At 67.3% G+C, this 18,223-nt stretch carries 17 protein-coding genes, 1 tRNA gene and 1 pseudogene; 13 read left to right on the top strand and 6 right to left on the bottom strand.

Going from position 1 to position 18,223, the window contains the following annotated elements; all coding sequences use genetic code 11:
- Together tcuB and tcuA are read right to left on the bottom strand one after the other, a co-directional pair.
- The coding region (gene tcuB, locus HF203_RS15810; protein ID WP_168671053.1) for a tricarballylate utilization 4Fe-4S protein TcuB at nt 1-1,102 on the bottom strand (1,102 nt) is incomplete at its 3' end.
- The gene (gene tcuA / locus HF203_RS15805; RefSeq protein WP_168671052.1) at nt 1,089-2,474 is read right to left on the bottom strand and encodes an FAD-dependent tricarballylate dehydrogenase TcuA; all 1,386 of its coding nucleotides are present in this window, start codon (nt 2,472-2,474) and stop codon (nt 1,089-1,091) included. The genes tcuA and tcuB, both read right to left, overlap by 14 nt.
- A gap of 185 nt (nt 2,475-2,659) precedes the next feature.
- Here tcuA and cobM point away from each other — a divergent pair, with 185 nt between their 5' ends.
- The 3 genes from cobM (at nt 2,660) to cbiB (ending at nt 5,893) form a co-directional block, all read left to right on the top strand.
- Complete coding sequence (cobM, locus tag HF203_RS15800; RefSeq protein ID WP_168671051.1) at nt 2,660-3,439, top strand: precorrin-4 C(11)-methyltransferase; 780 nt, start codon at nt 2,660-2,662, stop codon at nt 3,437-3,439.
- A 367-nt stretch (nt 3,440-3,806) separates the two neighbouring features.
- Nucleotides 3,807-4,958, top strand: coding sequence for an adenosylcobinamide amidohydrolase (locus tag HF203_RS15795; RefSeq protein WP_168671050.1), 1,152 nt, complete (start codon nt 3,807-3,809; stop codon nt 4,956-4,958).
- Nucleotides 4,949-5,893, top strand: coding sequence for an adenosylcobinamide-phosphate synthase CbiB (cbiB, locus tag HF203_RS15790; RefSeq protein WP_168671049.1), 945 nt, complete (start codon nt 4,949-4,951; stop codon nt 5,891-5,893). The genes HF203_RS15795 and cbiB overlap by 10 nt, the downstream gene beginning before the upstream one ends.
- A gap of 605 nt (nt 5,894-6,498) precedes the next feature.
- Here the strand turns inward: cbiB and HF203_RS15785 are convergent.
- Together HF203_RS15785 and folB are read right to left on the bottom strand one after the other, a co-directional pair.
- On the bottom strand, nt 6,499-6,825 hold the full coding sequence (locus HF203_RS15785; RefSeq protein WP_062278082.1) for a DMT family transporter: 327 nt from the start codon (nt 6,823-6,825) through the stop codon (nt 6,499-6,501).
- A gap of 309 nt (nt 6,826-7,134) precedes the next feature.
- Complete coding sequence (folB, locus tag HF203_RS15780; protein WP_168671048.1) at nt 7,135-7,497, bottom strand: dihydroneopterin aldolase; 363 nt, start codon at nt 7,495-7,497, stop codon at nt 7,135-7,137.
- A 114-nt stretch (nt 7,498-7,611) separates the two neighbouring features.
- On the opposite strand from folB, the gene plsY reads away from it, so the two are divergent.
- Entirely contained in the window at nt 7,612-8,205 is a 594-nt protein-coding gene (gene plsY / locus HF203_RS15775) for a glycerol-3-phosphate 1-O-acyltransferase PlsY (RefSeq protein ID WP_168671047.1), read from the top strand.
- Nucleotides 8,206-8,274: 69 nt separating this feature from the next.
- On the opposite strand, the gene HF203_RS15770 is transcribed toward plsY, so the two are convergent.
- Nucleotides 8,275-9,411, bottom strand: a complete 1,137-nt coding sequence (locus HF203_RS15770; RefSeq protein ID WP_168671046.1) for a TMEM43 family protein — start codon at nt 9,409-9,411, stop codon at nt 8,275-8,277.
- Between the two features lie 16 nt (nt 9,412-9,427).
- A complete protein-coding gene (gene tsaD, locus HF203_RS15765) occupies nt 9,428-10,474 on the bottom strand; it encodes a tRNA (adenosine(37)-N6)-threonylcarbamoyltransferase complex transferase subunit TsaD (RefSeq protein ID WP_168671045.1) in 1,047 nt (348 codons plus the stop codon).
- A gap of 193 nt (nt 10,475-10,667) precedes the next feature.
- Here tsaD and rpsU point away from each other — a divergent pair, with 193 nt between their 5' ends.
- The 9 genes and pseudogenes from rpsU to HF203_RS15720 form a co-directional block, all read left to right on the top strand.
- Nucleotides 10,668-10,883, top strand: a complete 216-nt coding sequence (gene rpsU / locus HF203_RS15760) for a 30S ribosomal protein S21 (RefSeq protein WP_005220880.1) — start codon at nt 10,668-10,670, stop codon at nt 10,881-10,883.
- A gap of 133 nt (nt 10,884-11,016) precedes the next feature.
- Nucleotides 11,017-11,460 (top strand): GatB/YqeY domain-containing protein, encoded by a 444-nt coding sequence (locus HF203_RS15755; RefSeq protein ID WP_168671044.1) that lies wholly within the window; start codon nt 11,017-11,019, stop codon nt 11,458-11,460.
- Between the two features lie 41 nt (nt 11,461-11,501).
- Nucleotides 11,502-13,232 carry a DNA primase gene (gene dnaG / locus HF203_RS15750; protein ID WP_168671043.1) on the top strand — a complete coding sequence of 577 codons (1,731 nt, stop codon included), beginning with the start codon at nt 11,502-11,504 and terminating at the stop codon, nt 13,230-13,232.
- 73 nt (nt 13,233-13,305) lie between these two features.
- Nucleotides 13,306-15,183, top strand: coding sequence for an RNA polymerase sigma factor RpoD (rpoD, locus tag HF203_RS15745; protein WP_168671042.1), 1,878 nt, complete (start codon nt 13,306-13,308; stop codon nt 15,181-15,183).
- Between the two features lie 47 nt (nt 15,184-15,230).
- A tRNA-Ile gene (locus HF203_RS15740) sits at nt 15,231-15,306 on the top strand.
- 180 nt (nt 15,307-15,486) lie between these two features.
- Nucleotides 15,487-15,651: pseudogene (locus tag HF203_RS15735) on the top strand (IS3 family transposase); the annotation flags it as partial.
- Nucleotides 15,652-15,777: 126 nt separating this feature from the next.
- Nucleotides 15,778-16,974, top strand: coding sequence for a cysteine desulfurase family protein (locus HF203_RS15730; RefSeq protein ID WP_343043943.1), 1,197 nt, complete (start codon nt 15,778-15,780; stop codon nt 16,972-16,974).
- Complete coding sequence (locus tag HF203_RS15725) at nt 16,975-17,895, top strand: DUF4007 family protein (protein ID WP_343043942.1); 921 nt, start codon at nt 16,975-16,977, stop codon at nt 17,893-17,895.
- Nucleotides 17,892-18,223: hypothetical protein (locus tag HF203_RS15720; protein ID WP_168671040.1), on the top strand; the 332-nt coding region annotated here is incomplete at its 3' end. The genes HF203_RS15725 and HF203_RS15720, both read left to right, overlap by 4 nt.

Below are 18,223 nucleotides of genomic sequence, written 5' to 3'. Positions count from 1 at the left end.
GCCGGACCCGCCGACGCTTTGCCGCGGCCTCGCGCAGCAGGGCGAGGGCGCGGTAGCCGCCGTGGACGAGCTTGCTGTAGGGGATGAGCAGGAAGAAGGCGATCACGGTGCCGAGGTGGAGCGCGAGCAGCACGCCCATCGCGGCGGTGGCGCGCCAGCCGAGCAGGGCCAGGCCGCTGAGCGCGACGGCGGCGAGCAGCGCGAGCAGCGCGGCGTCGGCGCCACGGCTCGCGCTGGTGCTCGGCGTCGGGTCGGCGCGCAGGGTGAGCCAGGCCAGCCCGAGGGTGGCGACCGTCATCGCCAGTCCGCCGAGGGTGCCGAGCACCACCGGCAGGCTCCACCAGGGGTAGGGCGCCTGCAGCCCGAGCAGGTGGTGATAGACGGTGGCGACCGTGGTCGCGGCGAGACAGCCGAGCAGTCCGAGCAGCAGGGTGTGGTGCAGCCGACGGCGCCAGTGCGAGGGACGGTCATCGAGGTCGTTGCAACCGGGACCACCGCCGCGCAGGTTGCGCAGGGTGGCGAGATCGGCGAGCGCGGCGCGCCAGTCGCGCCACGCCGGTGGCGGTTCGCCGGCGCTCGCGCCCTCGCGCCACACCCGCCGCAGCGATACGGCGACGGCCAGCAGCGACCAGCCCAGCGGCAACGCTGCGAGCAGGCTCATCCAGCCCCAGGGGATCACGGCATAGAAGGCGCCGGGGCCCTGGTGGACGGCGAACAGCACTGTGTGGGGCACCAGCGCGAGCACCGCGCCGAGCACCAGCGCGATGGTCGCCAGTGCCACCAGCAGCGCACTCGCCGGGCCATCGACCAGCAGCCGTGCCAACGGGCGCGGCCAGGCGTGGCGCAGATAGGCGTGGTGGCGCAGCTCGGTCAGCGCCCGGGGGACGTTGACCGCGAAGGGGTGCGGCGGGGCGTACTGGCAGGCATAGAGACAGTTGCGACAGTGATGACAGAGGTGGGCGAGGTGTTCGAGGTCGGTGTCGGTCAGCGCCGGGCGCAGCCGCGCCGACTCGAAGACGTCGCAGAAGCCGTTGCAGTAGCCGCAGGCGTTGCAGATGGCGAGCACGCGCCGCGCCTCGGCGCGGGGATCAGCTGAGGACATGGTTCGCCGCCTCCTCGCCGGCGATGCGCCCGAACACCATGCCGATGGCGAGGGCGAGTCCGGAGACATAGCCGCGCGGGATCAGGTTGGGTTGCATCGCGACCCCGGCGGCGAACAGGTTGGTGACGACCCCGCCGCGCGTCAGCCGCACCCGGGTGTCGGGGGCGACGGCGAGGCCCTGGTAGCCGAAGGTGATGCCCGGGCGCATCGGGTAGGCGGCGAAGGGCGGGGTGTCGAGCGCCCGCGCATGGCCGCTCTTGGGCGGCTCCAGCCCCTCGGTGTGGCCGGCCTCCGGGGTCTTGCCCGGACGCACGGCGGCGTTGTAGGCGGCGAGCGTGGCGAGGAGGGCCTCGGGGTCGAGCCCGAGGCGCACGGCCAGCGTCTCCGGGGTCGGGGCCTCGATCGGCGGGTGGAGCGAGGGCGGCGCGGTGCGCAGCGCCGGGGCGTCGAGGATCAGATAGGCAATCTGACCGGGACAATCGATCAGCCGCTGTCCCCAGCGTGAGTAGCGGGTCGAGGCGGTGTCGCCGCCCTCGTCGAGGAAGCGTCGACAGGCGCTGTCGACGACGATTCCGGCGGGCATGCAGCGCACCCGGGTGACGATGCCGCCGTCATCGATCGGCGCGCGCCCGTCGATCGCGACCAGGTGGGCGCGTCCCGGGTCGCCGACCGGTTCGGCGCCCTGTTCGAGCAGGCGCAGCAGCGCTCGGCCCTCGGAGTAGGGGGTGCCGCGATTGAGGATGCCGGCGGCGCGCGCCCCCCAGTGCCGGGCGAGCCAGTCGCGGTTGGCGTGGGGGCCGCCGCTGCAGAGGATCAGCGCGCCGGGGGCGAGGTGCTGGGTCGCGCCGAGCGGGTCGCGCACGCCGACGCGCTCGACCCGCTCGCCGTCCAGGCCCGGGTCCTCGAGCGCGTACTGGTAGTGGATGGCGACGCCGAGCCGTGCGGCCTCGGCATAGAGCGCGTTGAGCATCGCGGTGCCGCCGCCGAGCAGGAAGGCGGTCTTGCGCGAGGGCGGCAGCACCCCGCTGGCACGCGGCTGCAGCGCTACCCCGCAGCCGCCGAGCCACGCGGGCAGGTCGGCCGAGCGCTCGACCAGCAGCCGGGCGAGCAGCGGGTCGGTCTCGCCCTCGGTGACCTCCTGCAGATCGGCGAGGAAGGTCGCGGCCGGATAGGGGCCGCTCGACAGCGCGTTGGCGGTGTCGTGGGCATAGCGGAAGTTGCGCGCGTGACGGGTGTTGCCGCCGCGCCGGGCGCGGGGCGCCTGTTCGAGCAGGCTCACCCGGGCGCCGGTGCGCCGCGCGCTGATCGCCGCGCACAGCGCCGCGGTGCCGCCGCCGGCGACGAGGACGTGCGGGGTCGGGTCGAGGATCATCGCGGTTGGAGACGGTCGTTGCGGCGAGGCTGTCCGATCGAGCCGGGCGCGGGCGGTTTGACAAGGGGTGACATGGGTTACAAGAATACTCGGCTTTGGCCTTGACCATACGAGAGGACCGCGCCCCATGCAACCGACCCCATCCCTGATCCGCGCACGCGGCGCATCGCGCAGGAGCCGAGCCCATGGGTAAGGTGTGGTTCGTCGGCGCCGGTCCGGGCGCGCCCGACCTGATCACGGTGCGCGGCACCCGGCTGCTGGCCGAGGCCGATGCCATCCTCTACACCGGCTCGCTGGTGGCCGAGACCGCGCTGCAGTGGGCCTCGCCCGAGTGCGAGATCGCCGACTCCAAGTCGATGGACCTGGCGCAGGTCACCGAGTGGCTGCTCGATCGCGCCGCGCGGTGCCAGACGGTGGTGCGTCTGCAGACCGGTGATCCGACCCTGTATGGCGTGGTCGCCGAGCTGGCGCGGCCACTCGACGCCGCCGGGGTCGAGGTCGGTATCGTCCCCGGGGTGTCCTCGGCGATGGCCTCGGCGGCGGCCGCCGGCGAGTGCCTGACCCTGCCCGAGGTCACCCAGACGGTGATCTTCACCCGTGTCTCCGAGCGCACCAAGATGCCCGAACGCGAGCACTTCGCCGGGCTCGCCGCGCACGGCTGCACCCTCTGCATCTTCCTCTCGATCGAGCGCATCGAGTCGATCGCCCAGACCCTGGAGGAGGCCGGCTGGGCCGCCGATGCCCCGGTGGTGGTGGTGCACAAGGCGACCTGGCCGGGCGAGGAGCTGGTGCTGCGCGGCACCATCGCCGACATCGCCGTGCGTTGCCGCGAGGCCAAGGTCGAGCGTCAGGCGCTGATCCTGGTCAGCCCTGCGCTCGGCGCCCGCCAGCGCGCTCCGCGCGCCACTTCCAAGCTCTACGACGCCAGCTTCCCGCGCCGCTTCCGCCCGGCGCGCGAGGATTGACTGTGAACCGCAAAGGCGCAAAGGACGCGAAGCAGAGAAGCGCGTGATGGGTTTCCAGGGGGCAGTCGGCAGTGTGGCGGCTCATCCTTCTGATGACTGTCTCGGGATGCACGCGTCCACTGGCGGCTGAGGGCTGATTGTTTACCCGGTAACCAAGGTCATGTCGTGCGTCCCTTGATTGCAGGGGGCGCGGTCGAACCATCCTCGGCCATCGCCACTGTTCATCGGCCTTTTTCGCCAAGCCTGCCGCGCCTTACTCGGCCCGTCCGGCTCATCTTTGCGCCCTTCGCGGCTTTGCGGTTCAATCCCGCTGGCCGCTGAAGACCTTTCCTCGCCCCTACGATTCAGCCACTCTCAGGTCCCGCTCATGTTGCTCGAAGAGACCGATCGTTATCAGCTCCATCGTCGGGGCCGCTATCTGTACGCTGCGCTGGCGCGACCGCACCGGGTGCTCAGTACCTGCCGGATCAACGGCGGGCTGCGCGAGGATCTGACCCATGTGGCCAATCACCAGGGTTGCGAGGGGGTGGCGCACGACCCGCGTGGGGCCACTGCGGTCGACGAGGGGCCGGACGGCTACCATGTGCGCGCCTGTGAGGATGCCGGGTTGCCGCCGGCGTGCACCGCGTTGATGGCTACCGCCGCCAACATGCAGTGCGCGGTGCTCGGGCGCGCCGCCGAGGGCGATCTGGCAGTGACCGTGGCCGCCACCGCCGGGGTGCTCGGTAACGCTACCCGTGCCGGGGATCGCGCCGGCTGGGTGGAGTGCGAGGAGGGCTGTCGGGCGCGCGCTGCCGCGCCCGAGACCGCGCCACCGGAGCGTGGCGCCGGCACCATCGTTACCCTGGTGTTCATCAATCAGCCGTGCACGCCGGCTTGTCTGGTGCGTGCCGCGACCCTGGTGACCGAGGGCAAGAGCGCGGCGGTGCTCGACCTGCGCGTTGCCAGCCGCCAGTCGAGCGCACTGGCGACCGGCACCGGTACCGATCAACTCGCTATCGCCGCGCCGCTGGCGCGCGAGGACGAGTGGGAACGCCAGTGGGCCGGTGGGCACAACCTGCTCGGCGAGCTGCTCGGGCGTGCCACCCATCAGGCGGTGACCCGCTCGCTGCTGTTGCAAAATGGGCTCTGTCCCGAGCTGCGGCGTAACCTCTGTGGCGCGCTCGGGCGTCACGGTTGCGACGAGCAGGCGCTGTGCCGCGCCGCCGAGCGCTGGTTGGCGGCGGATCTCGCCGAGGTGTTTGCCCGTAACCTGCAGGCGCTGGTGCACGATCCGCTGAGCGCGGCGGCGGCCTTCGCCCTGGCCGAGGTGCTGGATCTGGCCCGCGACGGGGTGCTGCACGCCGAGGTCGCCCGCGAGGCGGTGCTCAACCAGGCCGCGCAGCTCGGCGCGGCAGTGGCGGTGCGCCCGGATGCCTTCGTGGCGCTGCGCGAGCGTCTGCTCGCCGAGCCGGGGCTCGCGCCCGCCGAGCTGGCGGCACTGGCGGTGGTCGAGGGGTTTGCGCGCAAATGGAACTGACCTCTTCCGTCGCGCTGGTCCTTGGCGCCTGTCTGCTCGATGCCCTGCTCGGTGATCCGGTCTATCGCTTCCATCCGGTGCGGCTGATCGGCGCCTGGATCCAGACCTGCGAGCGCGTGCTCTTCGCGCGCGGGCTCGATGGTTATCTCGGGGGCGTGCTGCACTGGCTGCTGGTGGTCGGCGGTGCGCTCGGGGTGTGGTGGGTCGGCCATCTCGGGTTCGCTGCGCTGCACCCGGCGCTCGCCTTCGGCTGGGATCTGTTCATCGCCTACAGCCTGCTCTGTACCCGCGATCTGCTGGGGCAGGGGTTGCGGGTGCTGCGCGCGCTCGATGACCTGCCGGCGGCGCGCCGGCACATGGTGATGCTGGTTGGGCGCGATACCGACCGGCTCGATCGCGCCGGGATCGTGCGCGCCACCATCGAGAGCCTGTCGGAGAACCTCACCGACGGCGTGCTCACGCCGCTGTGGGCCTTGTGTCTGTTCGGGGTGCCGGGGCTGGTGGTGGTCAAGGCGATCTCCACGCTCGATTCGATGATCGGCTACAACAACGATCGCTATCGTCGCTTCGGCTGGGCCGGGGCGCGCTCGGACGATGTGGTGCATTGGCTGCCGGCGCGTCTCTCGGTGCCGCTGATCGCGCTCGCGGCCGTGTTGCTGCGCGGCCATCCCCGGCTGGTGTGGCCGGCGTTGCGCTATCGCACGCTGCTGCCGAGCCCGAACTCGGGCTGGAGCGAGGCGGCCTGCGCCGGGGCGCTGCGGGTGCGGCTGCTCGGTCCGGTGTGGTACGGCGGCGTGCTGATGGGTGAGGCCTACATCGGCGATCCCGACTGGCCCGCCGACCTCGACGGCGCCGACCTGCGCCGCGCGTTGCGGTTGATCCTGGTCGCCGCGCTGCTGGCGCTGGGGTTCGGTTTGATGGTGGTTGCGAGCTGATAGCGCATCAGCCGCCAGCCGCCAGCCGCCAGCCGCCAGCCGCCAGCCGCCAGCCGCCAGCCGCCAGCGGATTGAACCGCAAAGCCGCAAAGAACGCGAAGGGGAAAGCGACCCGCTATCAGCCACCAGCCGCCAGTAGGCGTTCTTCCTGCCGCCGTCGGCGCAAGACAGCAGCCGCTGCCGCCATCATGGGCGCCGATCCTCCTCGCTGTCGGCTGGTCGCTGAGAAAGTCCGCAACGGGGAGACGTGAGTGCCGAGCGACATCGAGTCCCTTTGCGCGCTTGGTGTCTTGGAGGTCCGAATCAGCGGCCAACCCGTAGGTTGGGTTGCCCGCTCCACCCCGGCGACATAACGTTACCCCAGGACGGGCAACCCAACATCGACGACGACGCGGCGTTGGGTTGCCGTCGGCAACCCAACCTACGTCCGGACCTGAGCCGTCAGCTGGCAGCTGACGGTTGGCGGCACTCCTCTCCTTCGCGTCCTTAGCGCCTTTGCGGTTCGAATCAGCGTCCAGCTGGGAAGGCTGGCGCGTATGATCGGCGGTTGACGGGCAAGACGGTATCTTGGCGGTTTGTTTCCCTAGCGGTCGGCTCGACCCCCTTTACTCCGGCGAGACCAGCTTGAGTCCGACGATGCCGATGACGATCAGGCCGACGAAGAAGAAGCGGGCGAGGGTGGCCGGTTCGGCGAACAGCCAGATGCCGATGGCGAAGGCGCCGACGGCGCCGATGCCGGTCCAGACCGCGTAGGCGGTGCCGATCGGGAGTTCGCGCTGGGCGAGCAGCAGCAGCGCGCCGCTGGCGACCATGCAGACTGCCGCGAACAGGATCCAGCCCCAGCGCATGCCCTGGTCGGTCATCCCGAGCTTGAGTCCGACCGGCCAACCCCATTCGAACATGCCGGCGATGACGAGATAGATCCAGGCCATTGTGATGTCGTGTCTCCGTGATGCGTGGGTGGTGAAATCAGGTGAACCGGCTCGGTGCGAGCCGTGAAGTAGGAGCCGCCAGCCGTCAACCGCCAGGGGATTGAACCGCAAAGTCGCAAAGAGCGCGAAGAAAGCCGCGTAGGATGGGCAAAGTGCAACGTGCCCATCTTCAAACGCTTGCGTTTCCTGCTCTTCGCCGGGCACGCTGCGCTTTGTCCGGGCTACAGGTTGGTGTTTGAGGACGGCTGGCGGCTGAAAGGCTGATCGCTGGAGGCTCTTCTCTCCAGCACGTTCTTGGGTCTCAGCGGCTCAGTCGTTCTGACGCGAGCCGCGCTCGATCTCGATGCCGACGTCGATGCCCACGCCGATGGCGCCCGGTTTGTTGATGCGCAGTCGTACCCAGGGGATGCCGAACTCCTCGCGCAGTACGGCGGCGCAGCGCTCGGCCAGGGTCTCGATCAGCTCGGCGCGGTTGTCGGTGACCTCGCGGCGGATGCGGCGGGCGACGGCGTCGTAGTCGAGGGCGTCGTCGATGTGATCGGTGGCGGCGGCGCGGGCGGCGTCGGTGGCCAACTCCAGGTCGAGGATCAGCGGGCGGGGTTGCGCCTTCTCCCAGTCGTGGATGCCGATGACGGTGTCGACGCGCAGGCCGCGGATGAAGACGGTGTCCATGGCGGGCTCCGGTGGCGGCGAAAAGCCGGGAAGGATACGCCTTTGCGCCGCCCCGCGCGCGCCGATGTGCGCGAGGCTTGACCTGGGGCGGCATCCCGGGTCCAATTGCGCGCCATGATTACATCCATCCTGCTCATCATCGTCGCCTACCTGCTGGGCTCGGTCTCCAGCGCCATCATCGTCTGCCGCCTGATGGGGTTGCCCGATCCGCGCACCCAGGGTTCGAACAACCCCGGCGCGACCAATGTGTTGCGCTTCGGTGGCAAGAAGGCCGCCGCCATCACCCTGCTCGGCGACAGCCTCAAGGGACTGCTACCGATGCTCGCCGGGCACCTGCTCGGGCTCGATCCGCTGGCGCTTGCCGGGGTCGGGTTGGCCGCCTTCATCGGCCATCTCTACCCAGTGTTCTTCGGGTTCAAGGGGGGCAAGGGGGTCGCCACCGCGCTCGGCGTACAGTTCGGTCTCTACTGGCCGATCGGGCTCTGTGTCGCCGCGGTGTGGCTGTTCGTGGCCAAGGTGCTGAAGATCTCCTCGCTCTCGGGGCTGATCTCGATGGCGCTGGCGCCCCTGTTCGTGTGGCTGTTCTGGGACGAGAAGCCGCTGATCGGCATGCAACTGATCATCACCGGGCTGCTGATCTGGCGCCACCGCAGCAACATCCGCAACCTGCTCGAGGGGACAGAGGGACGGATCAGCGCGCGCGACTGAGGGCGTCCCCTTGTGCCGGGGCACGCCGCCACGCCACCGCTGTATCGATCGGGTGGCGCGGTGCCGTGTTCAAACGCGGCTGGGGCGGCGCGCGCCCTTGCGCCATTGGCCGAGGCCGAGCGTGGCCAAGAGCAGCGCAGCACCCAACAAAATGCCGCCGAGCAGCGGGCGGTGGGCGATCCAGGCGAGGGCAATGATCAGGCTGCCGAGGGCGCCGGCGAGCAGCGCTGCCACCAGCCCGGTGGCGAAACCGACCAGGCTGCCAAGCGCCGGGATCAGATCGGCGACGACCTTGAGCGGGGCGAGGATCAGCGCCAGACCGATCCACAGCAGCACGGTGCCCGCCAGTCGCAGTCCCCAGGTGAGCAGGGTGTTGGCACCGTGGGCATGCGCGAACATGGTGGCGGCATCCACCCGCCCGGGTTCGAGTAGTGCGATGGTGCCGTGTTCGAGCCTTGCCGGGATCAGCTTCTCACCCTGCTGGCGCCCGACGACGCTGATCTCGCCGTCGGGGTCGACCACCCGGAACCGGACCCGTAAATCGCCGACCTCGGGGCTCGTCGGCGTCCCCTTGTAGAATCCACTGCCGTCGCTGATGAAGTCCGCCGGTGCCTCGGCGGCGTCGACTGGGAGTGCCCGCGCGCCGTCGATCTGCGAGACGAACTCAGGGGCGAGGTCGAAGGCGCCGAGGGTTACCCGGTCGGCCTGCCACTGCGCGCTGGTGTAGGGCATCGTCGGGTTGTGGTGGCCCGCGGAGTGACGAAAGCCGCTGGAGTCGATCGGCTGGCTCGACCAGGTGCGTTGATAGCTGTAGGTGGTCCGCGTGGTCTCGCCGCCGCCGAGTTCCTGGATCGTCTCCGATTCGCGCCGTTCGCTCCACTGGTACATCTCGACCTGACGCTCCAGCCGGAGCGCCGGGACCTCGATGCCGAAGATGGGATCGCGCAGCCGCGCCTCGGTGCGGGCGGTGCCGCTGAGGTGGACGAGTGCACCTGCATTGGCCGCATCGACCGGCGTGGTCGCGATCGCGACCACGGTTGCGGCGCCGGCGTCGAGGGTGCGGCTGCGGTCGATCGCTCGGCCCTCGTTCCACCACAGCAGCGAGCCGGCGACGACCACCAGGATCAGGCCGATGAGGATGCCGACGAGGGCGCCGCCGAGACGGCTGGACCAGGAGCGGTGGGTGGTCTCGGTGAAACGATCCATCGATTGTGTCCTTCGATCAGATGATGGCGGGGCCGACCGGCTGGAGTTCCTCCATCGGCCAGCGTGCGCGGGGCTTGAACAACAGCGGCTCGGTGGCGCCGGCGTTGAGACGCTGCCAGCCGGCATAGGCGATCATCGCGCCGTTGTCGGTGCACAGCTCGGGGCGCGGATAGTGGGCCTCGCGGCCCTCGGCGGCGAGCGCCTCACCCATCCGCGCGCGCAGTCGACGGTTGGCGCTGACCCCGCCGGCGAGCACCAGGCGCCGCCGGCCGGTCTCGCGCAGCGCGCGACGACACTTGATCACCAGGGTGTCGACCACCGCCTCCTCGAAGGCGCGGGCGATGTCGGCACGGGTCTGTGCGTCGATGGCACCGTCGGCCTCTGCCTCGGCCTCGCGCAGGGTGTTGAGGGCAAAGGTCTTGAGTCCACTGAAGCTGAAGTCGAGTCCGGGACGGTCGGTCATCGGCCGCGGGAAGCGGTAGCGCGTCGGGTCGCCCTGTTCGGCCAGGCGCGAGAGCACCGGGCCGCCGGGGTAGGACAGGCCGAGGATCTTGGCGGTCTTGTCGAAGGCCTCGCCGGCGGCGTCGTCGAGCGACTCGCCGAGGATGCGATAACGACCCACCCCGGTGACGTCGACGAGCTGGGTGTGTCCGCCCGAGACCAGCAGCGCGACGAAGGGAAAGGCCGGGGCCGAATCCTCAAGCAGCGGTGCGAGCAGATGCCCCTCCATGTGATGAACGCCCACCGCCGGCACCCCGAGTGCCCAGGCGAGGCTGCGCCCGAGCGCGGCACCGACCAGCAACGCACCGATCAGTCCGGGACCGGCGGTGAAGGCCACGGCATCGATATCGGTGCGTGTCAGCTCGGCCTTGTCGAGCACCTCGCGGATCAACGGCAGCGCCTTGCGGACATGGTCGCGCGAGGCCAGCTCAGGGACCACGCCGCCGTACTCGGCATGGATCGGGATCTGGCTGTAGATCGCATGGGCGAGCAGACCGTGCTCGCCGTCGTACAGGGCGACGCCGGTCTCGTCGCAGGATGTCTCGATACCTAACACACGCATGCCACAATGGCCCTCGAACACTGGATTCGCAAAGGGTTAGTATACGCGCTCGGGCCGATCGGCCCCGGTTCCCTGGCGGGATTTCCCGCCGGGGCATTCGTGTTTTGGTCTTTGCAATCGCCCCGGGGTTCTCGTAGAATTCCCCTTCTTTGTATTGCCCAATCAACCCACTTGGAGCCATAAAGGACAATCCATGCCCAGCGTTCGCGTCAAAGAAAACGAGCCGTTCGAGGTCGCCATGCGACGTTTCAAGCGTTCCTGCGAGAAGGCAGGGGTGCTTGCTGAGGTCCGCCGTCGCGAGTTCTACGAAAAGCCCACCTCCGAGCGCAAGCGCAAGAAGGCTGCGGCCGTCAAGCGCCACCAGAAGAAGCTGCAGCGCGAGGCGCGTCGCTGGGAACGCCCGTACTGAGGGCTCCGTCCTCGGCGTATCCCTGACCGAGGTCGACGGACCGGCGCCTGTCTCGCCCTGTCGGTCCCACTGCGCATCCAGCGCCAGACGATCTCGGCCTGACCCCATCCCTCAGGCTTCCTGAAAGACACACATGCTCAAGCAGCAAATCCAAGCGGATATGAAGTCCGCCATGAAGGCGGGCGACAAGTCCAAGCTCGCGGTGATTCGCCTGATCATGGCTGCGATCAAGCAGCGCGAGGTCGACGAGCGCACCGAACTCGACGACAGTCAGGTGCTAGCGGTGCTCGACAAGATGGTCAAGCAGCGTCGCGACTCGATCGATCAGTACACCCAGGCCGGCCGCGAGGACCTCGCCAGTGGTGAGCGTGCCGAGGTCGAGGTCATCCAAACCTACCTGCCCGCGCAGTTGACCGAGGCCGAGATCGCCGCCTGTATCGACCAGGCCGTCGAGACCACCGGTGCCGCCGCGATGAGCGACATGGGCAAGGTGATGGGCGTGCTGCGTCCGCAGATCCAGGGGCGCGCTGACATGGGCGCCGTCAGCGCCCTCGTCAAGCAGCGGCTCGGGGGCTGACCTCCGGATCGTCGCGCGCCTCCGGGCGTTGGCATCCGCGCATGGCTGGCAAGATCCCTCCGGAGTTCATCGACGACCTCCTCACGCGCGTCGACATCGTCGATGTCATCGGTGCGCGGGTGCAGTTGCGCAAGGCCGGAAAGGAATTCCAGGCGCGCTGCCCCTTCCACGAAGAAAAGACCCCGTCCTTTACCGTCAGTCCGGCCAAACAGTTCTATCATTGCTTTGGCTGTGGCGCCCACGGCACCGCCATCGGCTTCCTCATGGAACATGATGGCCTACCGTTTCGCGAAGCTGTCGACGAACTGGCCCGGCTCGTCGGGGTCGAGGTGCCGGTCGAGGGTGGCGAGCAGATCCGCGGGCCCGATCATGGCCCGCTGTTCGCGCTGCTCGATGAGGCCGATGCACTGTTTCGGCGACAGTTGCGCGAGCATCCCCAGGCCGCGCGGGCGGTCGAGTATCTCAAGTCGCGTGGGTTGAGCGGCGAGATCGCCGCCCGTTACGGCGTCGGGTTCGCGCCCGCGGGTCGGGATTTCCTGCTCTCGCGGCTGGGGCGCACGCCGGAGCGCTGTCGGCAGCTCGTTGAGTGCGGGCTCATCGGTGAGCAGGATGGGCGGCGCTACGATCGTTTCCGCGATCGCGTCATGTTCCCGATCCGTGACCGGCGCGGGCGGGTGATCGGCTTCGGTGGACGGATCCTCGGCGACGGACGCCCCAAGTATCTGAACTCGCCGGAGACCCCGCTCTTTCACAAGGGCCGTGAACTCTACGGGTTGTTCGAGGCCCAACGCGGCGTGCGCCGTGGACTCGAGCGGGTGTTGGTGGTCGAGGGCTATCTCGATGTCATTGCCCTGGCCCAGCACGGCATCGACTGCGCCGTGGCCACCCTGGGTACGGCGACCACCGCCGATCACCTGCAGCGTCTCGCGCGCACTGCGCCCGAGTTGGTGTTCTGTTTCGATGGTGATCGGGCCGGTCGCGATGCCGCCTGGAAGGCGCTCGAGACCGCGCTGCCGCTGGCCGGTGGTGGCCAGGTCCAGCGTTTCCTGTTCCTCCCCGAGGGGGAAGATCCGGACACGTTGGTGCGTCAAGAGGGACGCGCGGGCTTCCTTGCTCGGGTCGAGCAGGCGGTGCCCCTGTCGCAGTTCCTCTTCGACCAGCTCACCGCCCAGGTCGACATGACCACCATCGATGGTCGGGCGCGGCTCGCGCCGCTGGCCCGGCCGCTGATCGAGCGGGTGCCCGCCGGGGTCTTCCGCGATCTGCTCGAGCAGCAGCTGGCTCGGTTGATGGGGCTGGAGCGGCGCCTGATGCGTCCCGCCGCGCCAGCCCGGGCTCCGCGCCAAGGTGGGGCGCTGGAGCAGCAACGTCCGAGTCGGATCGCCTGGGCGATCGCGTTGTTGCTCGACTACCCGCGCCTGGCGGAGCGGGTGGACGGGCTGGCCAAGGAGTGGCGACACGCCTCGAATCAAGGGGTCGGAATCCTTGTGGAATTGCTTGAAACCATTCGGCAACACCCAACTCTCTCCAAGGCGGCATTGATCGAACGGTGGCGCGATCACCCACACTTCGATTATCTGCAACGCTTGAGCGTACATCCCTTCCTGCGGGATATCACCGAAGAGGGTGCGGCGGCAGAGTTCGATGGGGCGCTGGAGCGGCTCAGCGCCGAGGTCCGCAAGCGTGAATGGTTACGTAGTCTCGACGACAAATGGCGCGCCCGAGCCACGCGGGGCCCGGATGATCCGCGCGTTCGTCGCAGAGACACATAAATTTTTGATTTTTCATGCTATAATTGGAAGTTTGCTTAAAAGCCGCCTTCCGCAGCATTAGCCAAGGTATCCCATGGACCAAGAACATCATCAGTCGCAGCTGAAGCAGCTGATCGCCAGGGGCAAGGAGCAGGGTTTTCTGACCTATGCAGAGGTCAACGATCACCTGCCTCCCGGTATCGTCGAGGCCGAGCAGATCGAAGATATCGTGCGCATGATCAACGACATGGGGATCATGGTCCATGAGACCGCGCCCGATGCCGATGACCAGACCCTGAGTGATTCGGCCGTCTCCGACGACGAGGCCGCCGAGGCCGCAGCGGCGGCGCTGGCCTCGGTCGACAGTGAGTTCGGTCGCACCACCGACCCGGTGCGGATGTACATGCGCGAGATGGGCTCGGTCGAGCTGCTCACCCGCGAGGGCGAACTGATCATCGCCAAGCGCATCGAGGACGGGCTCAATCAGGTGCTCGCCGCGCTGTCGGTCTATCCGCGTGCCATCGAGCGCCTGATCGAGCTGTTCGACCGGGTCGAGCGTGAGGAGACGCGCCTGACCGACGTCATCTCCGGGTTCCACGACCCCGCCGAGGACGACGCCGTCCCCACCCCGCATAGCCAGGGCGCCCACCACCACGATAACAAGAACACCAAGAACGCCAAGAACACCGCCGCCGACGCCGATGACGATGGCGACGACGACGATGATGACGATGACGACAGCAGCCCGGTCGATACCGGTCCGGATCCGGAAGATGCTGCACGTCGCGCCCAGCTGTTGCGTGATCGCTTCGCGGTGATGCGCGAGGCGCTCGAGCAGTACGGTCGCGACGACGAGCGTTCGCGCAAAGCGATGGCCGAGACCTCCGAGGTCTTCCTCCAGTTCAAGCTGGTCGCCTCGGTGTTCCAGGAACTGGCCGAGCTGCTGCGCGGTACCATCGAGCGCATCCGCACCCAGGAGCGTCAGATCCAGTCGCTCTGCGTGCGTCAGGCTGGGGTGCCACGCAAGGCCTTCATCGACGGCTTCAGCGGCAACGAGAGCAGCTCCGAGTGGCTCGATAAGCTGCTCGCCAGCGGCAAGGCCTACGCCGCGCGGCTCGAGCCCCTGGCCGCCGACGTGCGTCGCGCCCAGCGCAAGCTCCAGGACATCGAGCGCGAGAACTTCCTCACCATCAGCGAGGTGAAGGACGTCAACCGCAAGATGTCGATTGGTGAGGCCAAGGCCCGTCGCGCCAAGAAGGAGATGGTCGAGGCCAACCTGCGACTGGTGATCTCGATCGCCAAGAAGTACACCAACCGCGGGCTGCAGTTCCTCGACCTCATCCAGGAGGGCAACATCGGCCTGATGAAGGCGGTCGACAAGTTCGAATACCGTCGCGGCTACAAGTTCTCGACCTACGCCACCTGGTGGATCCGTCAGGCGATCACCCGCTCGATCGCCGACCAGGCGCGCACCATCCGCATCCCGGTGCACATGATCGAGACCATCAACAAGCTCAACCGCATCTCCCGTCAGATGATCCAGGAGATGGGCCGCGAGGCCACCCCCGAGGAGCTGGCCATCCGCATGGACATGCCCGAGGACAAGGTGCGCAAGGTGCTCAAGATCGCCAAGGAGCCGATCTCCATGGAGACCCCGATCGGTGACGACGAGGACTCGCACCTCGGCGACTTCATCGAGGACGCCGGCGTCGTCTCCCCGGTCGACTCGGCCACCTCCGAGGGGCTGCGCGAGGCCACCCAGAACATGCTCGCCAGCCTCACCTCGCGCGAGGCCAAGGTGTTGCGCATGCGCTTCGGCATCGACATGAACACCGACCACACCCTCGAAGAGGTCGGCAAGCAGTTCGACGTCACCCGCGAGCGTATCCGCCAGATCGAGGCCAAGGCCCTGCGCAAACTGCGCCACCCGACGCGCTCGGAACGCCTGCGCAGCTTCCTCGACGCCGACTAATCGGCTATCCTTTCGACCCGCCCATCCGCGGCGGGTCAGACCCCATCGGGCCGTTAGCACAGCGGTTAGTGCAGGGGACTCATAATCCCTTGGTCGTAGGTTCGAATCCTACACGGCCCACCACCTTAGAGCGCGCCTCCTGAAAAAGCAGCGGCTTTCTCCGGAAGGCGACCGGGCCGCCAGCGCCTTTGCCGGCAGTACGTCGTAGCCTCTCAGCATCGCCGTTGACCGGTGCCAGATGCGTCTGTTTGTCTCTCCCTGCCAGTTTGTCTCCCTCGACTTCACAAACCCGACCGCATCTTCGGCGAGCGCTTCCTGACCCGCAAGGCGATGCGCGCAATGGCCTTCGAGTACATCGATGTCTTCTACAACCGTCAGCGACTGCACTCGACACTCGGCTATCGTTCCCCTGTCGAGTTCATGCAACAGTGGGAGGCAAGACAGCGCCGCGACCAGACGGTCGCATGAGACCAACCTCTTGGGGGACGAAAAAACAGGGGAACCTCAGGAGGCCTCCCTCTGTACGTGTCTGCTTGCCTAAATAAATTTTTATATGCCAATAAAAAGAATTAATCTGTAGGGGTGCTAGAGTAAGTGATTTTTAACGTGGACAGATCAGGAAGGTTAGCAAGGGGCGGGGCTGTTTACCTCGATTGCGCGGCAACGACACGTACTGCGCCTGAGGTTTGTGCGGCGATGCTCGCGCATCTGGACGGGACGAAAGGTTTCGGCAACGCGTCTTCGGGGCAGCACGAGACAGGACGTCAGGCTGCTGAGCAGATCGAGCTTGCGCGCTCCGATGTCGCCGCCGAGCTGCGCTGCGCCCCCGAAGAGGTCGTCTTCACTTCTGGCGCGACCGAAAGCATTAATCTAGCCCTCCGTGGTATCGCGCTCGCGAACGCACAACACGGCCGTCACATCGTCACCACCCAGATCGAGCACAAAGCGACGCTTGCGTGTTGCGATGCGTTGACGGACGAAGGATTCGAGGTAACTAGGGTTCCGCCGAGCCATGATGGTCGCGTTGATCCTGAAGCCATTGCGGCTGCCGTGCGCTCGGACACGCTGCTCGTCTCCGTCATGTATATCAACAACGAGACGGGCGTCATTCAGCCGCTGCGAGAAATCGCTGCCGTCGCCGAGGAGCGTGGTGTGCTGCTGCATGTTGATGCCGCCCAGGCGGCGGGAAAATTTCCCATCGACCTGTCGAATATGGCCATCGACCTGCTCTCACTTTCGGCTCATAAATTCCATGGGCCGAAAGGAGTTGGATGCCTCTTCATTCGCGATCGACCGCGGCTGCGGCTGCGGCCGTTGATTTTCGGTGGCGGTCAGGAGTTCGGTTTGCGGTCCGGCACATTGCCCACGCATCAGGTCGTCGGCCTTGCCGCTGCTCTTAAGCTGGCGTCAAAAAATCGTGATCGTGATCGTGAACACTTGAGTCGGCTCCGAGAACAATTTGTCTCTGCCTTGTCCGACAGAGTGCCGCTCAGGATCAATGGCGCGGTAGATGCTGCGTCGCCCTACATCGTCAATCTCTCCGTCCCCGGTATCAGCAGTGATGCACTGATCAATCAGTGCGCCGCGGATATTGCCATTGCGTCCGGGTCGGCATGTTCCTCGGGAACGGTCGAACCGTCGCATGTGCTGCGTGCTATGGGAATGGAGGGGGATCCGTTGTACGGGGCGGTGCGTGTCAGCTTCGACCGCTACCACACCTCCGCAGACATCGATGCGGCGGTTGGCGCCATCGCTCGATCAGTAAAAAGAATCAAGGAAATGGACGCCTGAGTGAACATCGATCCTAAGAACACCGCCTTCGGTCGCCACGAGACCTTTCCTCTCCGCTACGGCTGGCTTACCAAAGGGTACGAAGCCCTCATCGACCGCCCGGATATCTTCGCCGAGTCTGACCTGGCAATGGTCAGGCTCGGCGTTGGGCGCAACATGGTCAGCGCTATCCTGTACTGGCTACAGGCCGCGCGTCTGATCGACTACAACAACGGTGAGGCCACTCCTACCGCCCTGGGCGAAGCCATCCTCGGCGAACAGGGAGACCGCTTTCTGGAGGACGAAGCCACCCTCTGGGTGATCCACTGGCTGATCGCTTCCAACTGCCGGCTTGCGACCGGTTTCTACTGGTTCTTCAATCGCTTTGCCCTGCCGCGTTTCAGGGAAGAGGAGCTGCGGGCGAGCTTGGCCGATTTTGTCGAGCGCGAGCTGCGTATCAAGCGCTCGGCCAGCACCTTGAAGTCTGATACCTCGACATTGCTGCGCATGTACGCGCCCGGTGACCCCTCTGATCCCGGCCGCGGCGAGGACCACCTCGACACTCCCATGAGCCAGCTGCGGCTGATCGAACAAACGGGGCAAGGTAGGGAGTTTCTTAGCCAGCGCGCGCCACGCCCTTGGTTGCCACCACTGGTGCTGCATCTGGCCTTATCGGAATGTTTCGCCGACGCGGCTGAGGGCCAGCCCGCGATCCCGATCCGTGACCTACTCTACGGGCGCGACGAGGGCGCTGCTCCGGGCGCCGTGTTCCGCCTGAGCGAAGATGGCCTCATGTCTGCCCTGAATCGTGTTATGCACACCTGGCCGGGATACTACGAACTCCGCGATACCGCCGGCCTACACCAGCTTTACCGCATCCGTGATATCGCTGCGCCGGAAGCCATTCTTAGGGACTACTACCAGCAGGAGGTAGCAGCATGAGCACTACGGTCGCTCGTATCCCGGACGCTGGCGTGCCTATGGTCTTACCTCCTGATACGCCGCTCTCCCAACACATCTCTATTGCCGCTGGTTTCAGCCGCTCGATCAATCTCGAGCGCGATCGAGATGCCATCGAACTCTTGCAAGGCTATGTGCCGACCTCGCGTGCCCTGGCGGCGCTCGAGCAGATCGTGGATGGCCTCGAGGGCCACGCCGCTAGCCGCGCGCTGGCGCTCATTGGCCCTTACGGTTCTGGAAAGTCCGTCTTCGCACTCTTCGCCGGCGCGCTGCTCGGACCACCGGAGACCGCGAGCCGGCGCATCGCCGT

This window comes from Marichromatium bheemlicum, from assembly GCF_012276755.1.
Classification (GTDB): domain Bacteria; phylum Pseudomonadota; class Gammaproteobacteria; order Chromatiales; family Chromatiaceae; genus Marichromatium; species Marichromatium bheemlicum.
Note: the sequence above shows the minus strand (reverse complement) of the source record. Positions and strands in the feature narration are given on the sequence as shown.